This window comes from Pseudomonas sp. JL23 (assembly GCF_056933585.1).
In genome coordinates, this window is record NZ_CM167795.1 from 5,638,240 (window position 1) to 5,661,325 (window position 23,086).

The following is a 23,086-nucleotide window of genomic DNA, read 5'->3' on the forward strand; positions in this document are numbered from 1 at the left end:
TTTATGCACGCCCATTTGATCAAGCTTCTCAGTTTCAGCGGTCTCAGCGCCGCCCTGTTTGCCATCAGCGCCGGCACTGCCAGCGCAGAAAACCTGCCCGCGGCGCCGACCTTCACCGCCGAGCCGTGCTGCAACCTGTGCCCTGAAGCACATGATGCGAAGAACTACGTCACGCGCTACCAGCAAAACTTCACCACGCTGGTGCAGGCTCAGAGCGACTGGCTATTCCGTACCCAGGAAGACCTGCGTACCGAGTTCAACACCACGCCCGAAGGCTACCGGCGCATGCAGGAACTGCACGACGCCTTCAAGAGCAAGGGTGTCGAGTTGGTGGTGGTCTATCAGCCGACCCGTGGCCTGGTGGATCGCAACAAACTTTTCCCCGCTGAACGCGACAAGTTCGACTACGACACCGCCCTGAAAAACTATCAGGCGATGCTCGGCCGCTTCAGCAAGATGGGCTACTGGGTGCCGGACCTGTCGCCGTTGACCAACGAGCAACAGGCTCATGATTTCTACTTCCGTGGCGACCAGCACTGGACGCCATACGGGGCCGAGCGCACGGCGAAAATCGTCGCCGAGACCGTGAAGAAAATGCCCCAGTTCGCCGACATTCCACGGCGTGAATTCGAAACCCATCGCATCGGTCGCATGGGCAAGAAAGGCACCCTGCACAACATGGCCGGACAGCTGTGCGGCACCAGCTATGCGATCCAGTACATGGATCAGTTCGGCACCGAGCCCAAGGGCGAAGCGGCCGACGGCGATCTGTTCGGCGACTCTGCCACGCCGCAGATCACCCTGGTCGGCACCAGCCACAGTGGCAAGAACTACAACTTCGGCGGCTTCCTGCAACAGTACATCGGCGCCGACATTCTCAACGTCGCCTTTCCCGGCGGCGGTCTGGAAGGCTCGATGTTGCAATACCTGGGCAGCGACGATTTCCAGAAGCATCCACCGAAGATCCTGATCTGGGAATTTTCCCCGCTGTACAGACTCGACCAGGAGACCATCTACCGCCAGATGATGTCGCTGCTGGGCAATGGTTGCGAAGGCAAGCCCGCGCTGATGAGCGCCAAGGCCTCCCTCAAGACCGGCACCAACGAAATACTGGTCAATGGCGGTGCCAAGGACGTGCGTAACGGCAGTAATCAGGTCGACATCCGCTTCGCCGACACCTCGGTGAAAACCCTGCAGGCCCGCCTCTGGTACATGAATGGGCGCCACGAAGACCTGAAGATCGAGAAACCGGAGACATCCGATACCGACGGGCGCTTCGCCTTTGAACTGCGCGAGGACAAGGACTGGGCAGACCAACAACTGCTCGCACTGGAACTGCAAGGCCCGGAAGCGGGCGCGGCACCTCAGCAAGTCGAAGCGACAGTATGCAAACGCAACGTATTCCCCGGCGCGGGCAAAAGCTCCACCGCCCAGGCCGGGCTATGAGGTTTCCTATGCACACTAAAAGATTGATGCTTCCTTCCCTGTTGTCCCTGGCCATGCTCTTTGCAGCCGGTACGACCCAGGCCGCCGGCACATTAGTGCCGCCCCAGGGTTACTACGCGGCCATCGATAAGGTAAAGGAGAAAGCCGGCAACTTCAGCTGTGACGCTGCACCGGCGCCCTACACCGGCGCGTTGCAGTTCCGCAGCAAATACGAAGGTTCGGACAAATCCCGTTCGACCTTCAATGCCGCTTCCGATGAAGCCTTCAAGGATGCCACCAAGAGCATCACCTCCCTTGAGCGTGACATCAGCAAGGTGGTCATGCAGTACATGCGTGATGGCCGCCCGGAACAACTGGACTGTGCCCTTAACCTGCTGACCAGTTGGGCCAAGGCCGATGCCCTGGAGTCTACTGACTTCAACCACACCGGCAAGTCCATGCGCAAATGGGCGCTGGGCAGCATGGCGTCGTCCTATCTGCGCCTGAAGTTCTCCGACTCGCATCCGCTGGCCACCCGCCAACAGGAAGCGCAGATCATTGAGGCCTGGTTCAGCAAGCTCGGCACCCAGGTGGTCAGCGACTGGGACAACCTGCCACTGGACAAGACCAACAACCACTCGTACTGGGCGGCCTGGGCAGTGATGGCCACTTCGGTGGCGACCAATCGCAAGGACCTGTTCGACTGGTCGGTGAAGGAATTCCGCCTCGCCGCCACGCAGGTTGATCCGAACGGCTTCCTGCCCAACGAGCTCAAGCGCAAGCAACGCGCCCTGGCCTATCACAACTACGCCCTGGCACCGCTGGCGATGATCGCCAGCTTCGCCCAGGTCAACGGCGTCGATCTGCGTCCGGAAAACAACGGCGCCCTCAAGCGCCTGGGCGATCAGGTGCTGGCCGGGGTCAAGAGCCCCGACGCCATTGCCTCGCGCAGCGGCGAATCCCAGGACATGACCGACCTCAAGGCGGACAACAAATACGCCTGGCTGGAACCCTGGTGCTCGCTCTACAACTGCCCCCCGGACGTACTTGAACGCAAGCACCAAATGCAGCCGTTCAAGAACCCGCGCCTGGGCGGCGACGTGACCAAGGTCTACGACCCGAGTCATGACAAGGGCGATAAAGGCGGTACCTGAAACAGAGATTAAAGCTGCTATGTGGGAAGGGATTGTGGGACCGGCTTTAGCCGGGAAGAGGCCGGTACAGTCGATATGTCTCTTTCGTCTATACCGATGCCATCCCGGCTAAAGCCGGTCCCACAGAAGCGAGTCCCACGGATTGTGATTCATCCCCCCGGTTTCTGATGGGGGGTTTGGGGGGGCTTTGGCCCTTGACTGTTGGACAAACGGAGAAAATCAGGATGGTGTTCTCATCCAATGTGTTCCTGTTCCTGTTCCTGCCGGTGTTTCTCGGCTTGTACTACTTGAGCGGAACACGCTATCGCAACCTGCTGCTGCTGATTGCCAGCTACGTGTTCTATGCCTGGTGGCGCGTGGACTTCCTCGCCCTGTTCGCCGCCGTCACGCTGTGGAACTACTGGATCGGCCTGCGCGTCGGCGCCGCTGGCGTGCGGACCAAACCGGCCCAGCGCTGGCTGCTGCTCGGCGTGGCCGTGGATCTGTGCATCCTGGGCTACTTCAAGTACGCCAACTTCGGCGTCGACAGCCTCAATGCGATCATGACCTCGATGGGGCTTTCGCCTTTCATCCTGACCCATGTGCTGCTGCCCATCGGCATCTCGTTCTACATCTTCGAGTCCATCAGCTACATCATCGATGTGTATCGCGGCGACACCCCGGCCACCCGTAACCTGATCGACTTTGCGGCGTTCGTGGCGATCTTCCCGCACCTGATCGCCGGCCCCGTGCTGCGTTTCCGTGACCTGGCCGATCAGTTCAACAACCGCACCCATACCCTGGACAAGTTCTCCGAAGGCGCCACGCGTTTCATGCAGGGCTTCATCAAGAAAGTGTTCATCGCCGACACCCTGGCCGTGGTCGCCGACCATTGCTTCGCCCTGCAACACCCCACCACCGGTGATGCCTGGCTCGGCGCCCTGGCCTACACCGCGCAGCTGTACTTCGACTTCTCCGGCTACAGCGACATGGCCATCGGCCTGGGACTGATGATGGGTTTCCGCTTCATGGAAAACTTCAAGCAGCCCTACATCAGCCAGTCGATCACCGAGTTCTGGCGGCGCTGGCACATCAGCCTGTCGACCTGGCTGCGCGACTACCTGTACATCACTCTGGGCGGCAACCGTGGCGGCAAGATCGCGACCTACCGCAACCTGTTCCTGACCATGCTGCTGGGCGGCCTGTGGCACGGCGCCAATATCACCTACATCGTCTGGGGCGCCTGGCATGGCATCTGGCTGGCGATTGAAAAAGCCCTGGGCATCAACACCACACCACGCAGTTTCAACCCGATCCGCTGGGCCCTGACCTTCCTCCTGGTAATCATGGGCTGGGTGATCTTCCGCGCCGAAAACCTGCACGTCGCCGCACGCATGTACGGCGCCATGTTCAGCTTCAGTGAATGGCAGCTATCGGACCTCAACCGCGCCAGCCTCACCGGCCTGCAGATCGCCACCCTGATCGTCGCCTACATCACCCTGGCGTTCTTCGGCCTGCGCGACTTCTACAAAAACCGCGCCCCTTTGAAGACCGATCGCGACAAGCCTGTACAGGCCGATGGCCCTGCCACCGCACAACCGGGCCTGATCAAGGCCGTACCGGGCGATGCGCCGGGCAGCATTCATCAGCCGGGCTACATCGTCGGCACCGAGGCTCAGGTGCAACCGGCCTACTGGACCGCCGACTGGTCGCGCTACGTGATGCGCGGCCTGATCCTGCTGATGTTCGTTGCCTCGATCCTGAAACTCTCGGCGGCCAGCTTCTCGCCGTTCCTTTACTTCCAGTTCTGAGGAGCCAGCCATGACCCGCTCATTCCGCATCCTCTACATCGCCCTGTTCCTGGCCATTCTGCTGGCGCTGGGGCTGTGGTCGCTGCGCAGCTTCAGCGGCTTCTCGACGTCCAGGGAAACCACTGTGCTCAATGGTCACTGGACCAAGGCCGTGGAAACCCACTACGACGACCAGTTCCCGCTCAAGCGCCTGGGCACCAACCTCTGGGCAGCCCTGGATTACAAAGTGTTCAAGGAAGGCCGCCCCGGCGTCGTGCTCGGCAAGGACCAATGGCTCTACACCGACGAAGAGTTCGACGCCGTCGCCAATGGCGAACAGAACGAAGCCGACAACCTGGCGCTGATCCAGGGCGTGCGCGACACCCTCAAGGCCCACGGCACGCAACTGGTGATGGCGGTGGTTCCGGCCAAGGCTCGCCTGTATCCGGAGCATATCGGCAGCGTCACGCCGACCGCGTTGCATGCCGACCTGTACAACCAGTTCCACGCCCGGCTCGACAGCATCGGCATCTTTGCCCCTGACCTGTTGCAGCCGCTGGAACAAGCCAAGAACAACGGCCAGGTATTCCTGCGCACCGACACCCACTGGACGCCCATGGGCGCCGAAGTGGTCGCGCAGCAACTGGGCGCTGCAATCGCCAGCCACGCGCCACTCAATGGTGACCCGCAGACCTTCGTCACCCAGGCCAAGGACAGCGCGCCGTACAAGGGCGATCTGACCAACTACTTGCCCCTGGACCCGCTGTTCACCGACCTGCTGCCCAAGCCTGACCAGTTGCAAAAGCGCGACACCCAACCGGCCCAGGCAGAGGCCGCTGGCGACGACGCCCTGTTCGCCGACAGCGAGATTGCGGTCGGTCTGGTCGGCACCAGCTACAGCGCCAACCCCAACTGGAATTTCCTTGGCGCCCTGAAACAGGCACTGCGCAGCGATGTGGTGAATTACGCCGAAGACGGCCACGGGCCGATTCTGCCGATGCTCAAGTACCTGCAAACCGACGCGTTCAAAAACAGCGCACCGCAAGTGGTGATCTGGGAATTCCCAGAACGCTATCTGCCCGCCCACAACGACCTTGGCGAGTTCGATCCACAGTGGATCGCTGACTTGAAGAAGTCTCGCGCTCCCCAAGAACAGCCTCAACAAAACCTGGCCGCTAACGCCAAACAATCCGAGTCGCCCGATCGGGCGCAAAACTGAGAGGACTCATCCCATGACCCTACAGACCATGCCTACCCGTAAAAACCGCCTGTTCGCCGCCTGCACCCTGGCCATTGGCCTGACCCTCGGCGCCACGTCCGCCTGGGCAGCCGGTGACTCCGCGCTGTACGGCCCTACCGCGCCAAAAGGCTCGACCTTCATCCGCGTGTACAACGCCAGCGGCAGCGAGATCAACGCCAGCGTCGGCAACACTGCGCTCAATGAAATCGCCCCTCAGGCCAGCACCGCCTTCAGCTTCATGCCCCAGGGCGACTACAGCGCCAAGGTCGGCAGCCAGACCCTGCCGGTGAAACTGGCCAGTGACCACTATTACACCCTGGTCAACAACGCCAGCGGCGCGCCGCAATTGGTGGAAGAACCACCATTCAAGAACAAACAGAAATCCCTGGTTCGTGTGCAGAACCTCAGTGACAAGGCCCTGACCCTGAAGACCGCCGATGGCAAGACCAACGTGGTCGAGGCAGTCAAGGCCAAAGGCACCGGCGAGCGTGAGATCAACCCGGTCAAGGTCACCCTGGCCCTGTATGACGGCGACAAGAAAATCAGCGACGTAAAACCCGTGGCCCTGGAGCGCGGTGAAGCCGCCGTGCTTTACGTCACCGGCAGTGGCAGCAGCCTGTCGCCGGTGTGGGTCAAGCCACCGGTCGCCACCCGCTAAGTGATTGCGTCGCTCGGCCCGCAAACAGGCGGGCCGGACGACCCGGAACAAGAACAAGACAGAAACGACAGATACCGACATACAGCCCTAAACGAATATTCTTGGAGAAACAAAATGATTCCAGTGATCTTGTCAGGTGGTAGCGGTTCCCGACTCTGGCCGCTTTCGCGCAAGCAATTCCCCAAACAGTTCCTCGCCCTGACCGGCGATCAGACCCTGTTCCAGCAGACCCTGAGCCGCCTGGTTTTCGACGGCATGCAGGACCCGGTGGTGGTCTGCAACAAGGACCATCGCTTTATCGTCAATGAGCAGTTGGCGGCCCTGAACCTGGACACCCACGCCATCATCATGGAGCCGTTCGGGCGCAACACCGCGCCAGCCGTGGCTCTGACCGCGATGATGCTGGTCGCCGAAGGCACCGACGAACTGATGCTGGTGCTGCCAGCCGACCACGTCATTGAGGACCAGAAAGCCCTGCAACGCGCCCTGGCCCTGGCCACCGTGGCCGCCGAGCGCGGCGAAATGGTGCTGTTCGGTGTACCGGCGAAAAAACCGGAAACCGGCTACGGCTACATCAAGTCCACCGCCGACGCCCTGCTGCCCGAAGGCGTCAGCCGGGTCTCGCATTTCGTCGAGAAACCCGATGAAAAACGCGCCGCCGAGTTCGTCGCCGATGGCGGCTACTTCTGGAACAGCGGCATGTTCCTGTTCCGCGCCAGCCGCTTCCTCGAAGAGCTGAAAAAACACGATCCAGATATCTACGATACCTGCGTACTGACCCTGGAACGCAGCAAGCACGAAGGCGAGACCATCGATATCGACGAAGCCACCTTCGCCTGCTGCCCGGACAACTCCATCGACTATGCGGTCATGGAGAAAACCCAGCGCGCCTGCGTCGTGCCGCTCGATGCCGGCTGGAACGACGTCGGCTGCTGGGCGTCGCTGTGGGCCGTCCACGAGAAGGACAGCAACGGCAACGTCAGCAAAGGCGACGTGGTGATCCAGGACAGCCGCAACTGCATGATCCATGGCAATGGCAAACTGGTCTCGGTGATCGGCCTGGACAACATCGTCGTCGTCGAAACCAAAGACGCCATGATGATTGCCCACAAGGACAAGGTGCAGGGCGTCAAGCAGATGGTCAGCACCCTCAACGACCAGGGCCGCAGCGAAACCCAGAACCACCTCGAGGTCTACCGCCCGTGGGGCTCCTACGACTCGGTGGACATGGGCGGCCGCTTCCAGGTCAAGCGCATCTCGGTCAAGCCTGGTGCCAGCCTGTCCCTGCAAATGCACCACCACCGCGCCGAACACTGGATCGTCGTCTCCGGCACCGCTCAGGTGACCTGCGACGAAAACGTCTTCCTGCTCACGGAAAACCAATCCACCTACATCCCGATCGCCTCGGTCCATCGCCTGAAAAACCCGGGCAAGATCCCGTTGGAAATCATCGAAGTGCAATCGGGCAGTTATCTGGGCGAGGACGATATCGAGCGGTTTGAAGATATCTATGGCCGCTCCAATAACCTGGAGGCCGGTGTCAAGACCCAGACTATTGCGCGTTAACACTGCTTAAAAAACTCTCCAGGTTTCAAAGGCAGTCACCCTCGGCAACGTTCTGCGTATTCCCCATCCGCAGAGGGTTGGCGAGGGTTTTTTAATGGCGCCAGATACGTGAGGCTCTGTTGCGCAGTCGAGACAGAGGGCCAGAGCCCATTGCTTCTAAAAGTAAATTCCCCGACTTTATTTCTTTGACTGGCCTACCAGTCAGGTCATTTATCGGACGCAGGGCAACCACAGTCAGAGGAGCCTCGGAATCATCTGTAGGAACCTTGTGAATACTTTTTACTTTCATTAATTCGTTAGGCACCACCAATACGTGATCCTTGACCACACTGGTTGCTGCCACTTTTTTGGGGATTTCTTTATCGATCACCAGCAACAGATTATTTTTACGAACTGTTGTTTTTCTGGCACCGACCCAGGTTTCCATCCAGTTGATAACGTTATGCGGTAAGACGCTCGCAGACAGATAACCACTATCGCGGACAATGTCGCCCTTTTTGATGGTTTTCCCGTACAAACCTGGAGTGGTCGTCATGGCTCGATAGGCGACGCCCCTGCCGGGTCCGGATTGATCCACCGCAGCAACCACGGCGCGTAATACCTCAAGCCGTAGTAATACAGCCCCGTCGCGTCCCGCTCCTTGCCGGAATAACGCACGGTTTTATAACTCGCCTCAATGGCATTTCTTGCCGCCCACCATGCCGTGCCGCCAAATGGGTAATAACCTTCCTGACTGATAATTTGCGCTTCGCTATCCAGCTCCAACAGACTGGAACTCAAATGGTCATTCAACGAATAACGCACCTGATCATTGCCAATACCGCCGGGTGGAGGGCTTTGCCAATGCAGTACTCGTACATCGCTGCGGCCAGCCTGGGCGGTCACGACATGCAAGATTTCGCCAGTCGCCGTATCGCTGCGAATTTCCAGCCCCGGCAAGTAACGCACTTCGGCGCTATGGGTCACGGCTCTGGCCTGAGTGGTTTTGATCTTGCGCGTGCGTTGACCGCTGGCGTTATAGATATAACGTTCGCTGTCATCGATGCCGGATTCACGAATGACCGGACGGACCTGCTGCAACTGATTGCGGCGATCCCAGTTCAGCGTTTGCCCGGCTTGCAGTTCCAGCAGATTGCCGTTGGCATCGAAGGCAGAGGCAATTTCCTCTTCATCAGGAACATGGTCGTTGACGACCGGCAGGGTGCGGTTGCTGGTGCGGGATGTCGCAAACATCTGCGAATGATTTTGCGCGCCGACATGGGTCAGCTGTTGCATATTGCCGCCTGCGTCGTAGCGGTAGGTTTGTGTGTAATTGGCCAGTTCCGGCCCTTGATTTACCGCCTCCCGACCCGTGGCTTCGATCAACTGATAAAGCGTGTCGTACTGATAGGTCGAGACCGGATCAATGCGTTGATTGGCAAAGTGCCGCGTAAGTTGCGCACGGTCTTCAATGCGGATGACATTGCCCACCGGATCGTAGTCGTAAATCAGCTGTTGCAGTAATTCCCCGTTGTTGCGCGTGGCTTTCAGTTCGCGCAGACGGCCATCTTCCGGACGATAAAAGGCGGTGCTGATCACGCCATTGCCCGCTGTTTCGGATTCGACCCGCCCCTGAGCGTCGTAGCGAATGTCACTGACCAATTGCTGTTCCGGCCGATCCTTGAGTTGCACATAAGTGCTTTTCAGTTGCCCGGCGACCGTGTGCGCGAAACGTTGAACATTGCCAACTGCATCGGTTTGCGTGAGGGCCTCGCCCACTGCATTAAAACGCCAGCGCGTGGTATCCATATCATCGGCAAATTCTTGTGTCTGTTCGATCACCTCCCCCGTCAGTGCAAACTGGTTATTAACGCGCGTGCCCGCCGGGTCGTTGTGCCGAATCAACTGACCGCATTGATTGAACTGCGTCAGATCCGCACCGCCATATACAAGCTGCTCAACGCTTTCGCCGTCTTCGAAAACCGCCGTTGGCCGCTGTAACTCGTCGTAAACAACGTGCTTGAACGTGCCCCGACTATCCCAAGCGTCCCCTACCTGTCCGCCCTCGCCGAACAAGGACAACCGCCACCCTGCATCGACGCTGTCGCTCAATAACGCCTGGCCACTAAGCGAGTAAATGGTCGTGAGATTGGCGGGCGCGTTGTCGGCCCATAGCCGGGGATCCCAACGGGCAATCAAACGCCCGAACGCATCGAAGCCTGAGTGATTGACCCGCCCCTCAAGTTCGTCCGAGGCATGTTCACGGCAGAGGGCTATCGAATTGATCAACAGGCCGCGCGGTTCAACGCTTTGCAACAGCGGAGTGTGCCGGTGTAAATCGTTCATGATCGGACCGTCCCTGAGTAACTCTTTAAAGCCTAGGAGCAGCGAAGACGCATGCAAACCCCGGTCAACCCAACGGACGGTCATCGGACGGATGGCTGATAACGCACCATTAGCAAAGCCCACCCTGCGTTCGGTACGATGCCCACTCTTCTGCTGACGAGGCGTGACTCATGCTCATAGGTGCAGTACTTATCCTGACCTGGCTGGTCCTGTTACTGCGTTATCCGGCCAAAGCGTTGCCGGTGTCCGTGGCCGCAGCGGTTGGCCTGGGGATCGTGGCCTTGTGCGTGATCTGGCAAGACAATCGCCAGGCACGGCAATTGGACCGCCTGCAACTGCGCCTGGACTATGCCCCGCAGCAATGCCCGGCGGGCAAGCCGCTGTTGGTGTTGATCGATAACGGCAATGACATCCCACTGGTTGCGCTACGCTGGCAGATCGCGGCCTATGCGCCGGGCGACAGCGTCAATCTCTCGGAAAACAGTTACGAAACTCCGCGCTATAACGGCCCCGGCGAACTGCAGGCTCATGCCCAGTGGCAAGACTGTCTGCCGTTGCCAACCCTGCGCCCCGGTTATCGCCCGCAAACCCTGGAATTCCGCGCCGAGCGCCTGCAAGGCAGTTTCTCGGACTGACAACAAAAGGACCTGACATGCCCATCGCCCTTATCACCGGTTGCTCGAGCGGCATCGGCCGCGCACTGGCCGACACTTTCAAAACGGCGAACTATGACGTCTGGGCGACCGCACGCAAGCCCGAGGATGTCCAGGCGCTCAAACTCGCCGGATTCACCGCCGTGCAACTGGACGTCAACGACGCCGACGCATTGCAACGACTGGCCGACGATCTGGGCCTGCAGGCGGGCATCGATGTGCTGATCAATAACGCCGGTTACGGCGCCATGGGGCCGCTGCTCGATGGCGGCGTCGAGGCCATGCAGCGACAGTTCGAGACCAATGTATTTTCCATCGTCGGCGTGACCAAGGCGTTCTTCCCCCTGTTACGCCGCAGCAAAGGCTTGGTAGTGAATATCGGCAGCGTGTCCGGCGTATTGGTGACACCGTTCGCCGGCGCCTACTGCGCCTCGAAGGCTGCCGTCCATGCGCTGAGTGATGCCCTGCGCCTGGAGCTGGCGCCGTTCTCCATTGGCGTCATGGAAGTCCAGCCCGGCGCCATCGCCACCAGCTTTGCCGACAATGCCAGCCACGAAGCCGAACGCCTGATCGAAGAGAGCTCGCCCTGGTGGCCGCTGCGCGAAGGCATCCGCGCCAGGGCCAGGGCCTCGCAGAACAACCCCACCCCCGCTACCGACGTCGCCCGGGATCTACTCAAGGCCGTGCAACAGCCAAACCCGCCAAGACTGCTGCGCCTGGGCAATGGCTGCCGCGTGTTGCCGCTGATGTCGTGGCTGCTGCCCAAGGGGTTGCTGGAAAAGCAGTTGAGCAAGCGGTTTGGCTTACAACAACGCTTGTAACAAGCAACCTTTGAATTGAAATAACATCTTGTGGGAGCGCGGCTTGCCCGCGAAGGGCGCGACGCGATATGCCTGATATACCGCGCTGCCCAATTCGCGGGCAAGCCTCGCTCCCACAGGTACCAGATCAGCCAAATGATCAGCGATTGACCTCAGGATTCACCACCACCGTACAGGTCATCCCCGCCGACAGGACCAGGCCGTCCGGCACCTGGTCCAGGTGGATGCGCACCGGCACGCGCTGGGCCAGGCGTACCCAGTTGAAGGTCGGGTTGACGTCGGCGACCAGTTCGCGGCTTTCCGGGTTGTCGCGGTCGTAGATGCCGCGGGCGATGCTTTCGACGTGGCCCTTGACCCGTTCGCCGCTCATCATCTGCATATCCGCCGGGTCACCGACGTGGACGTGGGGCAGTTTGGTTTCCTCGAAGAAGCCATAGACCCAGAACGAGTTCATGTCGACCACGGCCATTTTCGCTTCGCCGATACGCGCGTAGTCGCCCTTGTGCACGTTGAGGTTGGTGACGTAGCCGTCCACCGCCGACAGCACTTTGGTGCGTTTGAGGTTGAGCTGGGCCGCTTCCAGTTCGGCCTGGGCCAGTTGGTAGTCGGCCTGGGCCGAGGTGGCGATATTGCTGGCGTCGTCACGGTTTTCGGTGGAGATCACCATATTGTCCATGTTGGCGCGGCGGCTGGCGTTGAGCTTGCGCATTTCCCAGGTGGCCTTGCGTGACGCCACCTGGGCCTCGGCCTTTTTCACCGCCAGTTGGTAATGCTCGGGGTCGATCTGCATCAGCAGATCGCCCTTGTGCACTTGCTGGTTGTCGCGCACCGGCACGTCGACCACGGTGCCGGTGACGTCGGCGGCGACGTTGATGATATCGGCGCGCACCCGGCCATCGCGGGTCCATGGAGTTTCCATGTACTGGATCCAGAGCAGGCGGCCGGTCCAGATGGCCAGGGCCAGGACCAGCAAGGTGGCGATCAGACTGAAGAGCTTTTTCATGCCGGTGTTCTCAAGTGCCTCAACGGTAAACAGTGAGCGCCAGGGCGCCGAAAATGCAGCTGAACAGGCTCAGGCGCAGCAGCGCCGGGTGCCAGAAAAAACGGTACAGATCCAGCCAGGACAGCACCCGATCCAACATCCACGCCAACACCGCCGCGAGCATGAACATCAGGGTGACGGTGGGCATGTACAGGCCGTGGAAGGCGATTTCACGAGGCATGGGCGAGTCCTTGCGACGAGTATTGCGAGGCGTAGGCCGCCAGGGGCGACTGCGGGTCGAGCAATGACGTGCGAATGAAGTGCAGGTAGCTCTGCACCCGGCGCAGGGCCGAGGTGTCGAAGTGCGGGGCGAACGGCTCGTCGGTGTTGCGCACCAGGGTAATGGCGTGATCGACCGCGTACAGGCTGCGCGCCAGGTTGTTGCGATCCGGCTGGATGAACAGGCGGATCAACGAGCGGCCCATGACCCGGATCGCCTGACGCCACGGCTGCGACTCGGCATAGCTGGGATGAATCGGCAACACGGCCTGTTCGCGGCGCAGCTCAATGATCGCGTGGCCGATTTCCAGCACCGAGAACATCCAGCGCAGCAGGTGCCGCTGTACCTGGGGCTTACCGGCAGCAAGGCCATAGGCCTGGTGCAGCAGGTCGCGGGTGCGGCTCTCGAAACGCGAGCCCAGGCCACGTAGCGGCGCACTGATGGCGAACACCACTTGCCGCCGCAAGTCGTCTTCCAGGCGCCGCCACATCCAGCCGCTGTTGGGCGGCAGGATGATTGCCCCGGCGGCGGCGCAGATCAACATGCCAATGACCATGGCGATGTAGTCGTTGACGAAGGTGTAAGGGTTGTAGACCGTCAGGTTGTCCGGCACCGACCCGATGCAGAAGAAGATCAGCAGGCCGACCCCGTAACCCACCCATTGCGGCCTGGACGCCAGAAACGCGCCGAACACGAAGACCGGCGCCAGCAACAGGCACAGCAGGGGAAAACCGTCGATGAACGGGAATAAGAAGAACGTTTCGACAAAGCCACAGACCGCGCCCAGCAACGTGCCACAGGCCATCTGAAATGACATGCGCCGAGGGTTGGGGGTCATGGCAGACAAACCCAGGGTAGCCGCCGACACCAGAATCATCGTCGCCCCGCTGGGCCAAGCCGTCGCCACCCAATACACGCTCATGATCGACAGAATGACAGTGCCGCGCAGCCCCGCCGCTACCGATGTCATCCAATTGGTCTTGGACACGAACGGTTCATCCCAGCCTTCACGCACATGGTTGTGATCAGCCAGGGACGCATGGGTCTGGGCGTAGTCGTGCAGGTCATTGACGAAGCGGTAGAGCAATTCGTAGGCGGTGTGAAAGTCCAGCAGGTCGGCGTCGTCCGGCCCGGTTTGCAGCAAGGCGCCGCGCAGGCTGCGCACCCTGGATGGCAGGCTGGATTTGTAGGCCTCCAAGCGTTCCACCAAGCGCGTGGCGTCACGATCGGTCAAAGCATGTCCGGCAAAGCTATCAAGCAATTCGGCCAGGGTAACCAGACCCAGATCGATGGCGGTGAACACTTGGGAGTTATCGCGACCCCGCAGACGCTCAAGCAGTTGATGCAAGGCGTTAAAGCGCGTGGTCATGGCCATGAATTCGCTGTTCAGGCGATTGAGCCGACCGTTGCGCCGACGCATATGCGGGTCTTCGAACACCGTGACGCTGCGCAACCCTTCCAGGCCAATAGCCTCGACCGTAAAGCGCACGTTGCCTGCCTCGAAAGCAGCGCGTTCAGTGACGCCGCGCAGGCCATCGCTGACGAACCGGGCAAATACACCAAAGCGCTGGTACAGGGCATTGCGCATCGCTGCACTGGAACTCTGGGGCAGGATCGCCGCACTGACCGCCGTCGAGCAGACGATGCCCAAGGAGATTTCCAACACCCGCCAGACCGCCGCCATAAACGAGCCTTCCGGATGCGCCAGGGCAGGAAGGCCGACCATGGCCGCCGTATACCCGGCCAATACGAAGCCATAGGCGCGAAAGTTGCGATAACGTGCAGCCCCCGCCGAGCAGATCCCCACCCATAACGACAGACAGCCGAGAAACAGCTCCGAGCTCTGCGCGAACAGCGCCATGAACAGCACCATCATCGACGACCCGGCCAGGGTGCCGAGGATGCGGTAGAAACTCTTGGCGAACACATGGCCGCTCTGGGGCTGCATCACGATAAACACGGTGATCAGCGCGGTGCGCGGCTGCGGCAGTTCCAGACGCAGGGCCAGCCAGTAAGTGAGAAAGGCGGCGATCAGGACCTTGAAGATATAGATCCAGGTCACCCCGTCACTGCGCGCCCAGCCATTGAATTCACGGCGCCATGGCAAGGCACTGATGCGGTTCATGAGCTCACACCGCATAACCTGACCATCGCCAAACCCAATCCTGTGACCGAAACAATGCGGCGTTTCTGTGGGACCGGCTTTAGCCGGGAAGGCGTATTCCCGGCTAAAGCCGGTCCCACATTAGTCCCGAGTTTATGTTCACAAAAGATATTCACCGATCAAACACCGCCAAAGCCGCCGGGTTTTTCGGCGCCTGGGTCTTGTCTTCGCTCGGTGCGTCGCTGCCCGCCATCAAGCCGCCGCCCAGGGCCACCACCAGTTCGGCATGGGCGCTCAGGCGTGCGGCCTGGACCTGCTGCTGAATCTGTTGCTGATGGAACAGCAACGTCTGGGCGTTAAGCACATTCAGGTAATCAGTCAGACCGCGCTTGTAGGCGATCATGGCGATATCGTAGGTCTTCTGCGCCGACGCCACGGACTCGGCGGCAAACACTTGCTGCTTGTCCATGGAGGCACGGCGAATCAGCTGATCGGAAATGCTCTTGAGCGCCATGATCAGCGTCTGGTTGTAGTGCGCCACGGCGATGTCATAACCGGCTGAGGCCTCGCCCAGTTCCGAACGCAGGCGCCCGCCGTCGAAGATCGGCAGGCTGATGGCCGGGCCGACGCTGTAGTTGAATTTCTTGCCGGCAAGGAATTCCAACATGCCGCCGCCGGTGGCCATGTAGCCGAGGCTGCCGACCAGATCGACGTTGGGATAGAACCCGGCATGGGCGACGTCGATACCACGGGCCTGGGCCGCGACGCGCCAGCGGCTGGCGACCACGTCCGGGCGCTGACCGAGCAACTGCGCGGGCACCGACGACGGCAACTTCAATGGATTTTGCAGGGCCAGGGTCGGTCGCTGCAATTGCGCACCATCACCCGGCCCCTTGCCCGCCAGGGCCGCCAGCTGATTGCGACTGAGGGCGATGGCCTCTTCCAGTTCGTCGATCTGGCGGTGGGTTTCCGGCAGCGGCGTTTCGGCCTGGCTGACTTCGAAATGAGTGCCGATGCCGCCCTGCAGGCGACGCTGGGCCAGGTCAAGGATCTGATTTTGCTGGGCCAGAGTCGCTTCGACGATATCCAGTTGCGCGTAATGCAGGGACAGCTGGATATAAGCGCGCACGATATTGTCCTGCAACTCCAGCTGCGCCTGACGCTCCTCGGCGGCGCTCATGTGGGCCATGTCAAGCGCCTGTTCGGTGGCGTTGCTTTCCCGGCCCCAAAGGTCGAGGGAATAGCTCAGGCCGAGAGAGGCATTGTTGTCCCAAGTGCTGGTATTGGACAGCTCGCCGGGACCGTAGAACTGATCGGTGGGCCAATTGTGCCGTTTGATCGTGCTGTCGCCGTTGATATGCAGGGACTCGGCAGATTCGGCAATCCCGGCCATGGCCTTGGCCTGGCGCACACGGGCAGCCGCCATCGCCAGACTCGGGTTGCCCTGCACGGCGAGGTCGATCCAGCGGTTGAGTTGGGCATCGCCATAAGCACGCCACCACTGCGCGGCGGGCCAATGGGCGTCCTGGGCGGCGGTGGCGATCGCCTCGTCGATGGCCAGCGTATTGGCCGCCAGCGAGTGGCTTTGTGGTGCGATTCCCCCGGTACCGATGCAGCCGCTGATGACTAATGAAAAAGCCCAGATACTGAGGGTCTTGACCCCACTGATGATGCGACGCGGCACAGCTGCGAGTTCCCGACGGAGGTGAAATAGCCCAGAACGCCGATTCTAGAGGCCTGTCAATGCGCCGATAAGACGGGAGATGTGCGATTCTTTGTTACAGAACTGGTGATAATGCTTTGGTATACCTGACATGGATCAGTAACTTCATGTCACAATTTGCCATCTCATCAGAGAACAGCTCATGGACACTCTGCAAAACATGCGCGCTTTCAGTTGCGTGGCACAAGCGGGCAGCTTCACTGCGGCCGCCGTTCAGCTCGATACCACCACGGCCAACGTGTCGCGTGCCGTTTCCAACCTTGAAGCCCATTTGCAGACCCGGCTGCTCAATCGCACCACCCGGCGGATCGCCCTGACCGAAGCGGGCAAACGCTACCTGCTGCGTTGCGAGCAGATCCTCGGCTATGTCGAAGAAGCCGAAGCCGAAGCCAGCGACGCCCACGCGCGCCCGGCCGGCCAGCTCAAGGTGCACTCCATGGCTGGCGTCGGTCAGCACTATGTGATCGATGCCATTGCCCGCTATCGGCGCAATCATCCGGATGTCTCCTTCGACCTGACCCTGGCCAACCGCGCGCCGGATCTGCTTGAAGAAGGCTATGACGTGTCCATCGTCCTGGCCAGCGAGCTGCCGGACTCAGGGTTCGTCTCGCAACGGCTGGGCATCACCTACAGCATTGCCTGCGCCTCACCCGGCTACGTGAAAACCTTTGGCATGGCGCACAAGCCCAGTGATTTGCTCAATCACTCCTGCCTGCGCCTGATCAGCCCGATCTACCCCCTGGAAAAGTGGGTGTTCGATGGCCCCGAAGGCCAGGAAATGGTCAACATCACCAGTTCGCCGTTCCTGGTCAACTCGCCGGATGCGATGAAAGCCGCGATCAGCAGCGGCATGGGCATCGCCCTGCTGCCGATCTACGCCGCCATTGATGGCCTGCGCAACGGCACGCTGGTGCGAGTGCTGCCCAACTACCGCTCCCATGAGCTGAACCTGTACGCCATCTACCCTTCGCGCCAGTACCTGGATGCCAAAATCAAGACCTGGGTCGAGTACCTGCGCGGCTCTCTGCCGGAACTCATGGCCGCCCATGAAGCCGACTTGCAGACCCACACCCTGACCTCGCTGAATGCCTGAGACTCGCAAATCGGCTGCCCAAGGACGGGCATGAATGATAGGGTGCTACCCATTCCCAGAGAGCACCAGCGAGTAACTGCCCGATGAAAAAGACCGTCCTGGCCTTCAGCCGCGTCTCCCCTGAAATGGCCGAGCGCCTGTCGCAAGACTTCAACGTGATCATCCCCGATCCGAAAAAAGGCGACCTTAACGCCCAGTTCAACGAAGCCCTGCCCCACAGCCACGGCATGATCGGTGCCGGTCGCGCCCTGGGTCGCGAGCAACTGGCCAGCGCCACGCAACTGGAAGTGGTCTCGAGCATCTCGGTGGGCTACGACAACTACGACGTCGGCTACTTCAACGAACGCGGGATCATGCTCACCAACACCCCGGACGTGCTGACCGAAAGCACCGCAGACCTGGGTTTCTCGCTGATCATGAGCAGCGCCCGCCGCGTTGCCGAGCTGGACGCCTGGACCAAGGCCGGGCAATGGAAACGCAGCGTCGAAGCGCCGCACTTCGGCACGGATGTGCATGGCAAGACCCTGGGTATCGTCGGCATGGGCAATATCGGCGCGGCCATCGCCCGTCGCGGGCGCCTGGGTTTCAACATGCCGATCCTGTACAGCGGCAACAGCCGCAAGACCGAAGTCGAGCAGGAACTGGGCGCGCAGTTCCGCAGCCTCGATCAACTGCTGGCCGAAGCTGATTTCGTCTGCCTGGTTGTGCCTTTGAGCGAAAAAACCCGCCACCTGATCAGCACCCGCGAGTTGGGCCTGATGAAGCGCAACGCGATCCTGATCAATATCGCCCGTGGCCCGATCGTCGACGAACCGGCGCTGATCAAGGCCCTGCAGGACGGCACCATTCGCGGCGCCGGGCTGGACGTCTACGAAAAAGAACCCCTGAGCGAGTCGCCGCTGTTCCAGCTGAGCAACGCCGTGACCCTGCCCCATATCGGCTCCGCCACTTCGGAAACCCGCCAGGCCATGGCTGACCTGGCTTATGAAAACCTGCGCAGTGCGTTGCTGGGTGATAAGCCGAAGAACCTGGTTAATCCGCAGGTATGGAAGGGCTAGTTAGATCGTTGGAGCGAGGCTTGCCCGCGAACGGGTCAACGCGATGCGCCTGATACACCGCGTCGCCTGATTCGCGGGCAAGCCTCGCTCCCACATGATGTGCTACGCCATCTTTGCCGCCACCGGCACACTCACCGCCTTTGGCTTCCTGAACACCAGCACATTCCCCAGCATCACCAACGCCAATCCGGCCAGCGCTGGCAGCGTCCAGTGATAGCCCTCGGCAAACGCCGAGATATTCAGCGCCACCACCGGGAACAGCACCGTACAATACGCCGCGCGCTCAGGCCCCATGCGCCCGACCAGGGTCAGGTAGGCGGTAAAGCCGATCACTGAACCCGCCACCACCAGATACGCCAGCGAACTGATATAGCGGGTATTCCACTCGAAGCTGAACGGCGTACCGCTGAGCAGGCAATACAACGCGAGCATCCCCGCACCATAGAGCATGCCGTAAGCATTGGTAGTCAGAGGCCGCAGCCCGGCCTTCTGTTGCAGGCTCGACAACATGTTGCCCGCCGAGAAGCACAGCGTGCCAAGCAGAGCCAGACCCAGGCCGATCAGGGTCTCGCGGCTGGCGCTATGGCCCGACAATTCCGGCCAGAACAGACACGCCAGCCCGAGCAGGCCAAGGGCACCACCGCCCAACACATTGCGCGCGACTTTCTGCTTGAAGAAGATCCGCGCATTCAGCGCATTCCACAGAGTGGACGTGGAAAACACCACGGCGATCAGGCCACTGGGGATCCACTGGCTGGCGGTGTAGAAGCACATGAAGTTGACGCAGAACAGGCACAGTCCCTGGGCCACGCAGATCAACTGGCCGCGGCGATTGACCTTCTGCAGGCGACCGCTGAGCAGCAGGATCGCAAACAGCATCAGCGCGGCAAAACCGAAGCGATAGACAATGGACACCGGAATGGCGACGACACCGAGCTGCAATTTCAGGGCAATCCAGGTCGTGCCCCAGATCAGTACGGTCAACAGGTAAAGCGAGATGTTCATGACGGGCTCCTCGATGAGCCGTCAGTCTGCGGCGCAGCGCGTGCGGGCACTTGCAAAATCTTGCGCATTTGATCGTCCACCGGCTGGCAGATGGCGAGGGGCGGAGTAGGATGCAAGGCCTACAGGAACCGTACGAAAATGCCACTACTCGACAACCTCCAGGTCTTCCAGGCCCTGAACAGCTCACCCAATGCGCGCCTCGAGCGCAGCGCCGGGCTGGGCGACGGGTTGGTCGCGGCGTTGTGGAACAACCGGCATGACGCTCAGGAGTATCACGGGCCGACTCACCACACGTTGTCGTGCTACATCGGTGGCGGCACCGGTACCTTTCGTCGAGATCAACCCGACACCAAGGGCAGCCCCGGCAAGCTCTGCACCCTGCCCGCCGGGCACGAATCGTCCTGGGTGATCAACGGCGAGATCCGCCTGGCGCACCTGTACGTCAGCCCGGAACAGTTCGCCCTGGGTTGCATTACCCTGCTCGACCGTGAGCCCCGGGAACTGCAACTGCGCGAAGACACCTTTTTCGACGACCCGGCTCAGGTTGAACGTTTTCAGCAACTGCTGCACTTTGACTGGAACGAACCCGGCGAACGCCTGCTGGGCAGCAGCCTGGCCCATGAGCTGCTCAGCCACACGCTGCTGAGCCAGGTCGGTCAGCGCGAGGGCTTGCGGGTCAAGGGCGGCCTGGCTCCGCACCTGCGACGGCAACTGGTGGAGTTTATCGACCAGCACCTGGCCGAGCCCCTAAGCCTCGGGCAACTGGCAGGCATGTGCGCCCTGTCCGAATACCATTTCGCCCGCATGTTCCGCGAAAGCTTCGGCCTGCCGCCGCACCAGTACCTGCTGGCACGGCGCCTCGAGCACGCCCGGCAACTGCTGCGCGGCACCCGCCAGCCCCTCGGCGAAATCGCTCTGAGCTGCGGATTTGCCAGCGCCAGCCACTTCACCAATCGCTTCCGCCAGGTGGTGGGAGCGACGCCGGGGGAGTATCGGTTGGCGTTTGTTAATCAACGCTGACGCGACTTGTTGGAGCGAGGCTTGACCGCGAACGCCTTGACACAATATGTCTGATGCACCGCGTTGTCCTTTTTCACGGGCAAGCCTCGCTCCAACGGCGACCGCGCCACGCCCAAAGAAACCCTATCTGTAACAAATAATGCCTTCACAAAACCCGCCATCATTGTCGATGCCTCAGGATCCCCAAGGAAAACCCCGACATCTTCAGCGAACCTGCTGAATCAATTTTTTTCTGCGCAAAAATATTTCTGTCTTATTGGGTTGAATTGTTTATCGATCGGCGCCAACACTGTGAGTGAGGGCGCAGTAAACGGACCTCACCAGAGGCCCGCCGTTCTGCACTCACGAGCAAGCCTAATAAGGGAAGAACTATGCAAATCCAAGTCAATAGCGATAACCACATCGAAAGCAGCATCCGACTGGAGGAGTGGGTACGTACCACTGTTGAAAGCACGCTCGAACGCTATGAAGAAGATTTGACCCGCGTCGAAGTCCATATCCGCGACGAAAATGGCGACAAGCCCGGCCCGCATGACATTCGCTGCCAGATGGAAGCCCGGCCAAAAGGACACCAACCGATTTCAGTCACCCACAAAGCCGATAGCCTGGCCCAGGCAGTGGATGGCGCCGCTGTAAAACTTGATCACGCCCTGGAGCACCTGTTTGGCAAACTGCGCCACAAACGCCCAGGTCAAAATGCCGTAGTCCTTGAAGATCAGGACGCTGCCAATCCGGACGCTCTGCTGCAGGAAGAATTCCTGGAAAAAGAGCAGGAGAAAGAAGCTCAGGTCGGCTGATTCAACTTTTCATCATCACCATCGACAAGGGCGGGCCTGTGAAAACAGGCTCGCCCTTTGTGTTTGCGTGCATCTATTACAGTGATGTGAAAACGCTGTATATGCCACCACAGAGCGCACCAAGGCATACGCTCCGGGCGCTGTAATGGTGCTTTGTTCAATATCTACAACACCTCCCCAAAACGACCGCTCGACGGATCGTCCTACAATCGACACCCGCATCGACCAACAAACGCTGAACCCCGCGTCCTGCCTGCCTCTGCACTCAATGCTACTGCGCGATATCTGGCCCGAACCATGCAAGTACACCGGTGTACCCATCCCAATGGCCGAACATAAAACTTCACGCCGTTGATCACCCGTTGAGAACTAAAGGGACTAACACCAAGTCAACTTATGCAGACCCACTGGCAGGTAGCGAATAATGGATAATCCATTTCAACAGATCACCGATGCCTTTCACCCTGACTACCGGGTGAATCTGAGTATTCAAGGCCTCGATGGCAGTATCATGCTGACCCTTTCCAACGAATCGGGCGTGGTTGCCAAACGCCTGATCAGCGCCGCCCAGCGCAACGAGCCCAAGCGCCTGGCGCGGCTTATCGAGAGCGTGCAATTCGGCATCGCCATCGAAAAAGGCCACTGCGCCATGGAAATCCTCGCGGCCATGACCGACGGCGATAACCTGCGCACCCTGGCTGTCCCGGCCCGCCGCAATGACTGGCAGAGCCTGCGCAATGTGCAGGTGGCCCGGCTTTAGCCGGTCCCACAATCCAGGTGGCAGGATCCATGTTCAGGCAGTCGACAGACATAATCTGTTACAACTAACCCGATCGTCCCTCCCGGCGCTGTTTGACCCGACGCCGGGACCACCGAGGAGGTTGTATGTTTTTACGTTACGCTGCTGTGCTCGCACTGGTTGCCACCGCTTCCGGCTGCGTCTATGAGCACCCTTACCGCGAACGTCGGGTCGTGGTCGAACGCCCCGCCTACGCCGAAGTCATCGCCCCGCAACCGCCGCCCGTACAGTACGTCGAAGTCGAACCGCGTCCGCGTCCGGGCTACATCTGGGCCCGCGGCTACTGGAACTGGGAAGGCGGCCGCTATGTGGCAGTACACGGCCATTGGGAACCGGAACGCGCCGGTTATCGCTACGTGCACCCGTACTGGGAACAGCGCGGCAACAGCTGGCACTGGCATCAGGGCGAATGGGCCCGCTAACGCTTTGAAAGCAGCAAAAATGCCCCCTCACCGGGGCATTTTTTTGCCTGCAATTTACTGTTCCCATCATCGCGCCACTACGACCAAAGACCCGTTATTTCCCTACCTAAAGGACCATTTAGTCCCCCGCATGATGCTCCTAGGATGAATCCCACTTGATGATTGCACCTGCGGCCTGCCCGGCCAAATAAC

General features: G+C 60.4%; 20 protein-coding genes and 1 pseudogene. 14 read left to right on the forward strand and 7 right to left on the reverse strand.

The window, feature by feature from the left end; translation table 11 throughout:
* Positions 1-3: 3 nt before the first annotated feature.
* The 6 genes from AC1Z24_RS25950 (at position 4) to AC1Z24_RS25975 (ending at position 7,812) form a co-directional block, all read left to right on the forward strand.
* Positions 4-1,446 (forward strand): alginate O-acetyltransferase, encoded by a 1,443-nt coding sequence (locus AC1Z24_RS25950; RefSeq protein ID WP_483743269.1) that lies wholly within the window; start codon positions 4-6, stop codon positions 1,444-1,446.
* Positions 1,447-1,454: 8 nt separating this feature from the next.
* The gene (locus tag AC1Z24_RS25955; protein ID WP_483743270.1) at positions 1,455-2,579 is read left to right on the forward strand and encodes a mannuronate-specific alginate lyase; all 1,125 of its coding nucleotides are present in this window, start codon (positions 1,455-1,457) and stop codon (positions 2,577-2,579) included.
* A 224-nt stretch (positions 2,580-2,803) separates the two neighbouring features.
* Entirely contained in the window at positions 2,804-4,369 is a 1,566-nt protein-coding gene (locus tag AC1Z24_RS25960; RefSeq protein WP_483743271.1) for an MBOAT family O-acyltransferase, read from the forward strand.
* Positions 4,370-4,379: 10 nt separating this feature from the next.
* Positions 4,380-5,567 (forward strand): alginate O-acetyltransferase, encoded by a 1,188-nt coding sequence (locus AC1Z24_RS25965; protein WP_483743272.1) that lies wholly within the window; start codon positions 4,380-4,382, stop codon positions 5,565-5,567.
* A gap of 13 nt (positions 5,568-5,580) precedes the next feature.
* The gene (locus AC1Z24_RS25970) at positions 5,581-6,246 is read left to right on the forward strand and encodes an alginate O-acetyltransferase AlgF (protein ID WP_483743273.1); all 666 of its coding nucleotides are present in this window, start codon (positions 5,581-5,583) and stop codon (positions 6,244-6,246) included.
* 114 nt (positions 6,247-6,360) lie between these two features.
* Positions 6,361-7,812 (forward strand): mannose-1-phosphate guanylyltransferase/mannose-6-phosphate isomerase, encoded by a 1,452-nt coding sequence (locus AC1Z24_RS25975; RefSeq protein WP_259107375.1) that lies wholly within the window; start codon positions 6,361-6,363, stop codon positions 7,810-7,812.
* A 91-nt stretch (positions 7,813-7,903) separates the two neighbouring features.
* On the opposite strand, the gene AC1Z24_RS25980 is transcribed toward AC1Z24_RS25975, so the two are convergent.
* Together AC1Z24_RS25980 and AC1Z24_RS25985 are read right to left on the reverse strand one after the other, a co-directional pair.
* Entirely contained in the window at positions 7,904-8,347 is a 444-nt protein-coding gene (locus AC1Z24_RS25980) for a hypothetical protein (protein ID WP_483743274.1), read from the reverse strand.
* Between the two features lie 17 nt (positions 8,348-8,364).
* Positions 8,365-10,137 (reverse strand): annotated as a pseudogene (locus tag AC1Z24_RS25985) (RHS repeat protein); the annotation flags it as partial.
* Between the two features lie 170 nt (positions 10,138-10,307).
* On the opposite strand from AC1Z24_RS25985, the gene AC1Z24_RS25990 reads away from it, so the two are divergent.
* Both AC1Z24_RS25990 and AC1Z24_RS25995 read left to right on the forward strand, forming a co-directional pair.
* On the forward strand, positions 10,308-10,772 hold the full coding sequence (locus tag AC1Z24_RS25990) for a multidrug transporter (protein WP_483743275.1): 465 nt from the start codon (positions 10,308-10,310) through the stop codon (positions 10,770-10,772).
* A gap of 17 nt (positions 10,773-10,789) precedes the next feature.
* Complete coding sequence (locus AC1Z24_RS25995; RefSeq protein WP_483743276.1) at positions 10,790-11,611, forward strand: SDR family oxidoreductase; 822 nt, start codon at positions 10,790-10,792, stop codon at positions 11,609-11,611.
* A 139-nt stretch (positions 11,612-11,750) separates the two neighbouring features.
* Here AC1Z24_RS25995 and AC1Z24_RS26000 read toward each other — a convergent pair whose 3' ends face one another.
* From AC1Z24_RS26000 to AC1Z24_RS26015, 4 genes are all read right to left on the reverse strand, one after another.
* Positions 11,751-12,614, reverse strand: coding sequence for an efflux RND transporter periplasmic adaptor subunit (locus AC1Z24_RS26000; RefSeq protein WP_483743277.1), 864 nt, complete (start codon positions 12,612-12,614; stop codon positions 11,751-11,753).
* 19 nt (positions 12,615-12,633) lie between these two features.
* Positions 12,634-12,834: a DUF1656 domain-containing protein gene (locus tag AC1Z24_RS26005; RefSeq protein ID WP_413299859.1), complete on the reverse strand. Its 201-nt coding sequence runs from the start codon at positions 12,832-12,834 to the stop codon at positions 12,634-12,636.
* Complete coding sequence (locus AC1Z24_RS26010; protein WP_483743278.1) at positions 12,824-14,998, reverse strand: FUSC family protein; 2,175 nt, start codon at positions 14,996-14,998, stop codon at positions 12,824-12,826. The genes AC1Z24_RS26005 and AC1Z24_RS26010 overlap by 11 nt, the downstream gene beginning before the upstream one ends.
* A 151-nt stretch (positions 14,999-15,149) precedes the next feature.
* Positions 15,150-16,661, reverse strand: coding sequence for an efflux transporter outer membrane subunit (locus AC1Z24_RS26015; protein ID WP_483743279.1), 1,512 nt, complete (start codon positions 16,659-16,661; stop codon positions 15,150-15,152).
* Between the two features lie 181 nt (positions 16,662-16,842).
* On the opposite strand from AC1Z24_RS26015, the gene AC1Z24_RS26020 reads away from it, so the two are divergent.
* Positions 16,843-17,793: a LysR family transcriptional regulator gene (locus AC1Z24_RS26020; RefSeq protein WP_259107354.1), complete on the forward strand. Its 951-nt coding sequence runs from the start codon at positions 16,843-16,845 to the stop codon at positions 17,791-17,793.
* Positions 17,794-17,876: 83 nt separating this feature from the next.
* Entirely contained in the window at positions 17,877-18,851 is a 975-nt protein-coding gene (locus AC1Z24_RS26025) for a 2-hydroxyacid dehydrogenase (RefSeq protein WP_483743280.1), read from the forward strand.
* 102 nt (positions 18,852-18,953) lie between these two features.
* On the opposite strand, the gene AC1Z24_RS26030 is transcribed toward AC1Z24_RS26025, so the two are convergent.
* Positions 18,954-19,856, reverse strand: a complete 903-nt coding sequence (locus AC1Z24_RS26030) for a DMT family transporter (protein WP_259107350.1) — start codon at positions 19,854-19,856, stop codon at positions 18,954-18,956.
* Between the two features lie 138 nt (positions 19,857-19,994).
* Between AC1Z24_RS26030 and AC1Z24_RS26035 the strand changes: the two genes are divergently transcribed.
* The 4 genes from AC1Z24_RS26035 to AC1Z24_RS26050 all read left to right on the forward strand — a co-directional run bounded on the left by AC1Z24_RS26035 (position 19,995) and on the right by AC1Z24_RS26050 (position 22,894).
* A complete protein-coding gene (locus AC1Z24_RS26035; protein WP_483743281.1) occupies positions 19,995-20,876 on the forward strand; it encodes a helix-turn-helix domain-containing protein in 882 nt (293 codons plus the stop codon).
* Between the two features lie 371 nt (positions 20,877-21,247).
* Complete coding sequence (locus AC1Z24_RS26040) at positions 21,248-21,673, forward strand: HPF/RaiA family ribosome-associated protein (RefSeq protein ID WP_483743282.1); 426 nt, start codon at positions 21,248-21,250, stop codon at positions 21,671-21,673.
* 424 nt (positions 21,674-22,097) lie between these two features.
* Complete coding sequence (locus tag AC1Z24_RS26045; protein WP_259107343.1) at positions 22,098-22,433, forward strand: DUF3509 domain-containing protein; 336 nt, start codon at positions 22,098-22,100, stop codon at positions 22,431-22,433.
* A 125-nt stretch (positions 22,434-22,558) separates the two neighbouring features.
* A complete protein-coding gene (locus AC1Z24_RS26050; protein WP_483743283.1) occupies positions 22,559-22,894 on the forward strand; it encodes a YXWGXW repeat-containing protein in 336 nt (111 codons plus the stop codon).
* Positions 22,895-23,086 lie beyond the last annotated feature (192 nt).

Bases quoted from the DNA above. Each gene is read 5' to 3' on its own strand.
- AC1Z24_RS25950 (WP_483743269.1), top strand. From the start codon at position 4: ATGCACGCCCATTTGATCAAGCTTCTCAGTTTCAGCGGTCTCAGCGCC.
- AC1Z24_RS25955 (WP_483743270.1), top strand. From the start codon at position 1,455: ATGCACACTAAAAGATTGATGCTTCCTTCCCTGTTGTCCCTGGCCATG.
- AC1Z24_RS25960 (WP_483743271.1), top strand. From the start codon at position 2,804: ATGGTGTTCTCATCCAATGTGTTCCTGTTCCTGTTCCTGCCGGTGTTT.
- AC1Z24_RS25965 (WP_483743272.1), top strand. From the start codon at position 4,380: ATGACCCGCTCATTCCGCATCCTCTACATCGCCCTGTTCCTGGCCATT.
- AC1Z24_RS25970 (WP_483743273.1), top strand. From the start codon at position 5,581: ATGACCCTACAGACCATGCCTACCCGTAAAAACCGCCTGTTCGCCGCC.
- AC1Z24_RS25975 (WP_259107375.1), top strand. From the start codon at position 6,361: ATGATTCCAGTGATCTTGTCAGGTGGTAGCGGTTCCCGACTCTGGCCG.
- AC1Z24_RS25980 (WP_483743274.1), bottom strand. From the start codon at position 8,347: ATGACGACCACTCCAGGTTTGTACGGGAAAACCATCAAAAAGGGCGAC.
- AC1Z24_RS25990 (WP_483743275.1), top strand. From the start codon at position 10,308: ATGCTCATAGGTGCAGTACTTATCCTGACCTGGCTGGTCCTGTTACTG.
- AC1Z24_RS25995 (WP_483743276.1), top strand. From the start codon at position 10,790: ATGCCCATCGCCCTTATCACCGGTTGCTCGAGCGGCATCGGCCGCGCA.
- AC1Z24_RS26000 (WP_483743277.1), bottom strand. From the start codon at position 12,614: ATGAAAAAGCTCTTCAGTCTGATCGCCACCTTGCTGGTCCTGGCCCTG.
- AC1Z24_RS26005 (WP_413299859.1), bottom strand. From the start codon at position 12,834: ATGCCTCGTGAAATCGCCTTCCACGGCCTGTACATGCCCACCGTCACC.
- AC1Z24_RS26010 (WP_483743278.1), bottom strand. From the start codon at position 14,998: ATGAACCGCATCAGTGCCTTGCCATGGCGCCGTGAATTCAATGGCTGG.
- AC1Z24_RS26020 (WP_259107354.1), top strand. From the start codon at position 16,843: ATGGACACTCTGCAAAACATGCGCGCTTTCAGTTGCGTGGCACAAGCG.
- AC1Z24_RS26025 (WP_483743280.1), top strand. From the start codon at position 17,877: ATGAAAAAGACCGTCCTGGCCTTCAGCCGCGTCTCCCCTGAAATGGCC.
- AC1Z24_RS26030 (WP_259107350.1), bottom strand. From the start codon at position 19,856: ATGAACATCTCGCTTTACCTGTTGACCGTACTGATCTGGGGCACGACC.
- AC1Z24_RS26035 (WP_483743281.1), top strand. From the start codon at position 19,995: ATGCCACTACTCGACAACCTCCAGGTCTTCCAGGCCCTGAACAGCTCA.
- AC1Z24_RS26040 (WP_483743282.1), top strand. From the start codon at position 21,248: ATGCAAATCCAAGTCAATAGCGATAACCACATCGAAAGCAGCATCCGA.
- AC1Z24_RS26045 (WP_259107343.1), top strand. From the start codon at position 22,098: ATGGATAATCCATTTCAACAGATCACCGATGCCTTTCACCCTGACTAC.
- AC1Z24_RS26050 (WP_483743283.1), top strand. From the start codon at position 22,559: ATGTTTTTACGTTACGCTGCTGTGCTCGCACTGGTTGCCACCGCTTCC.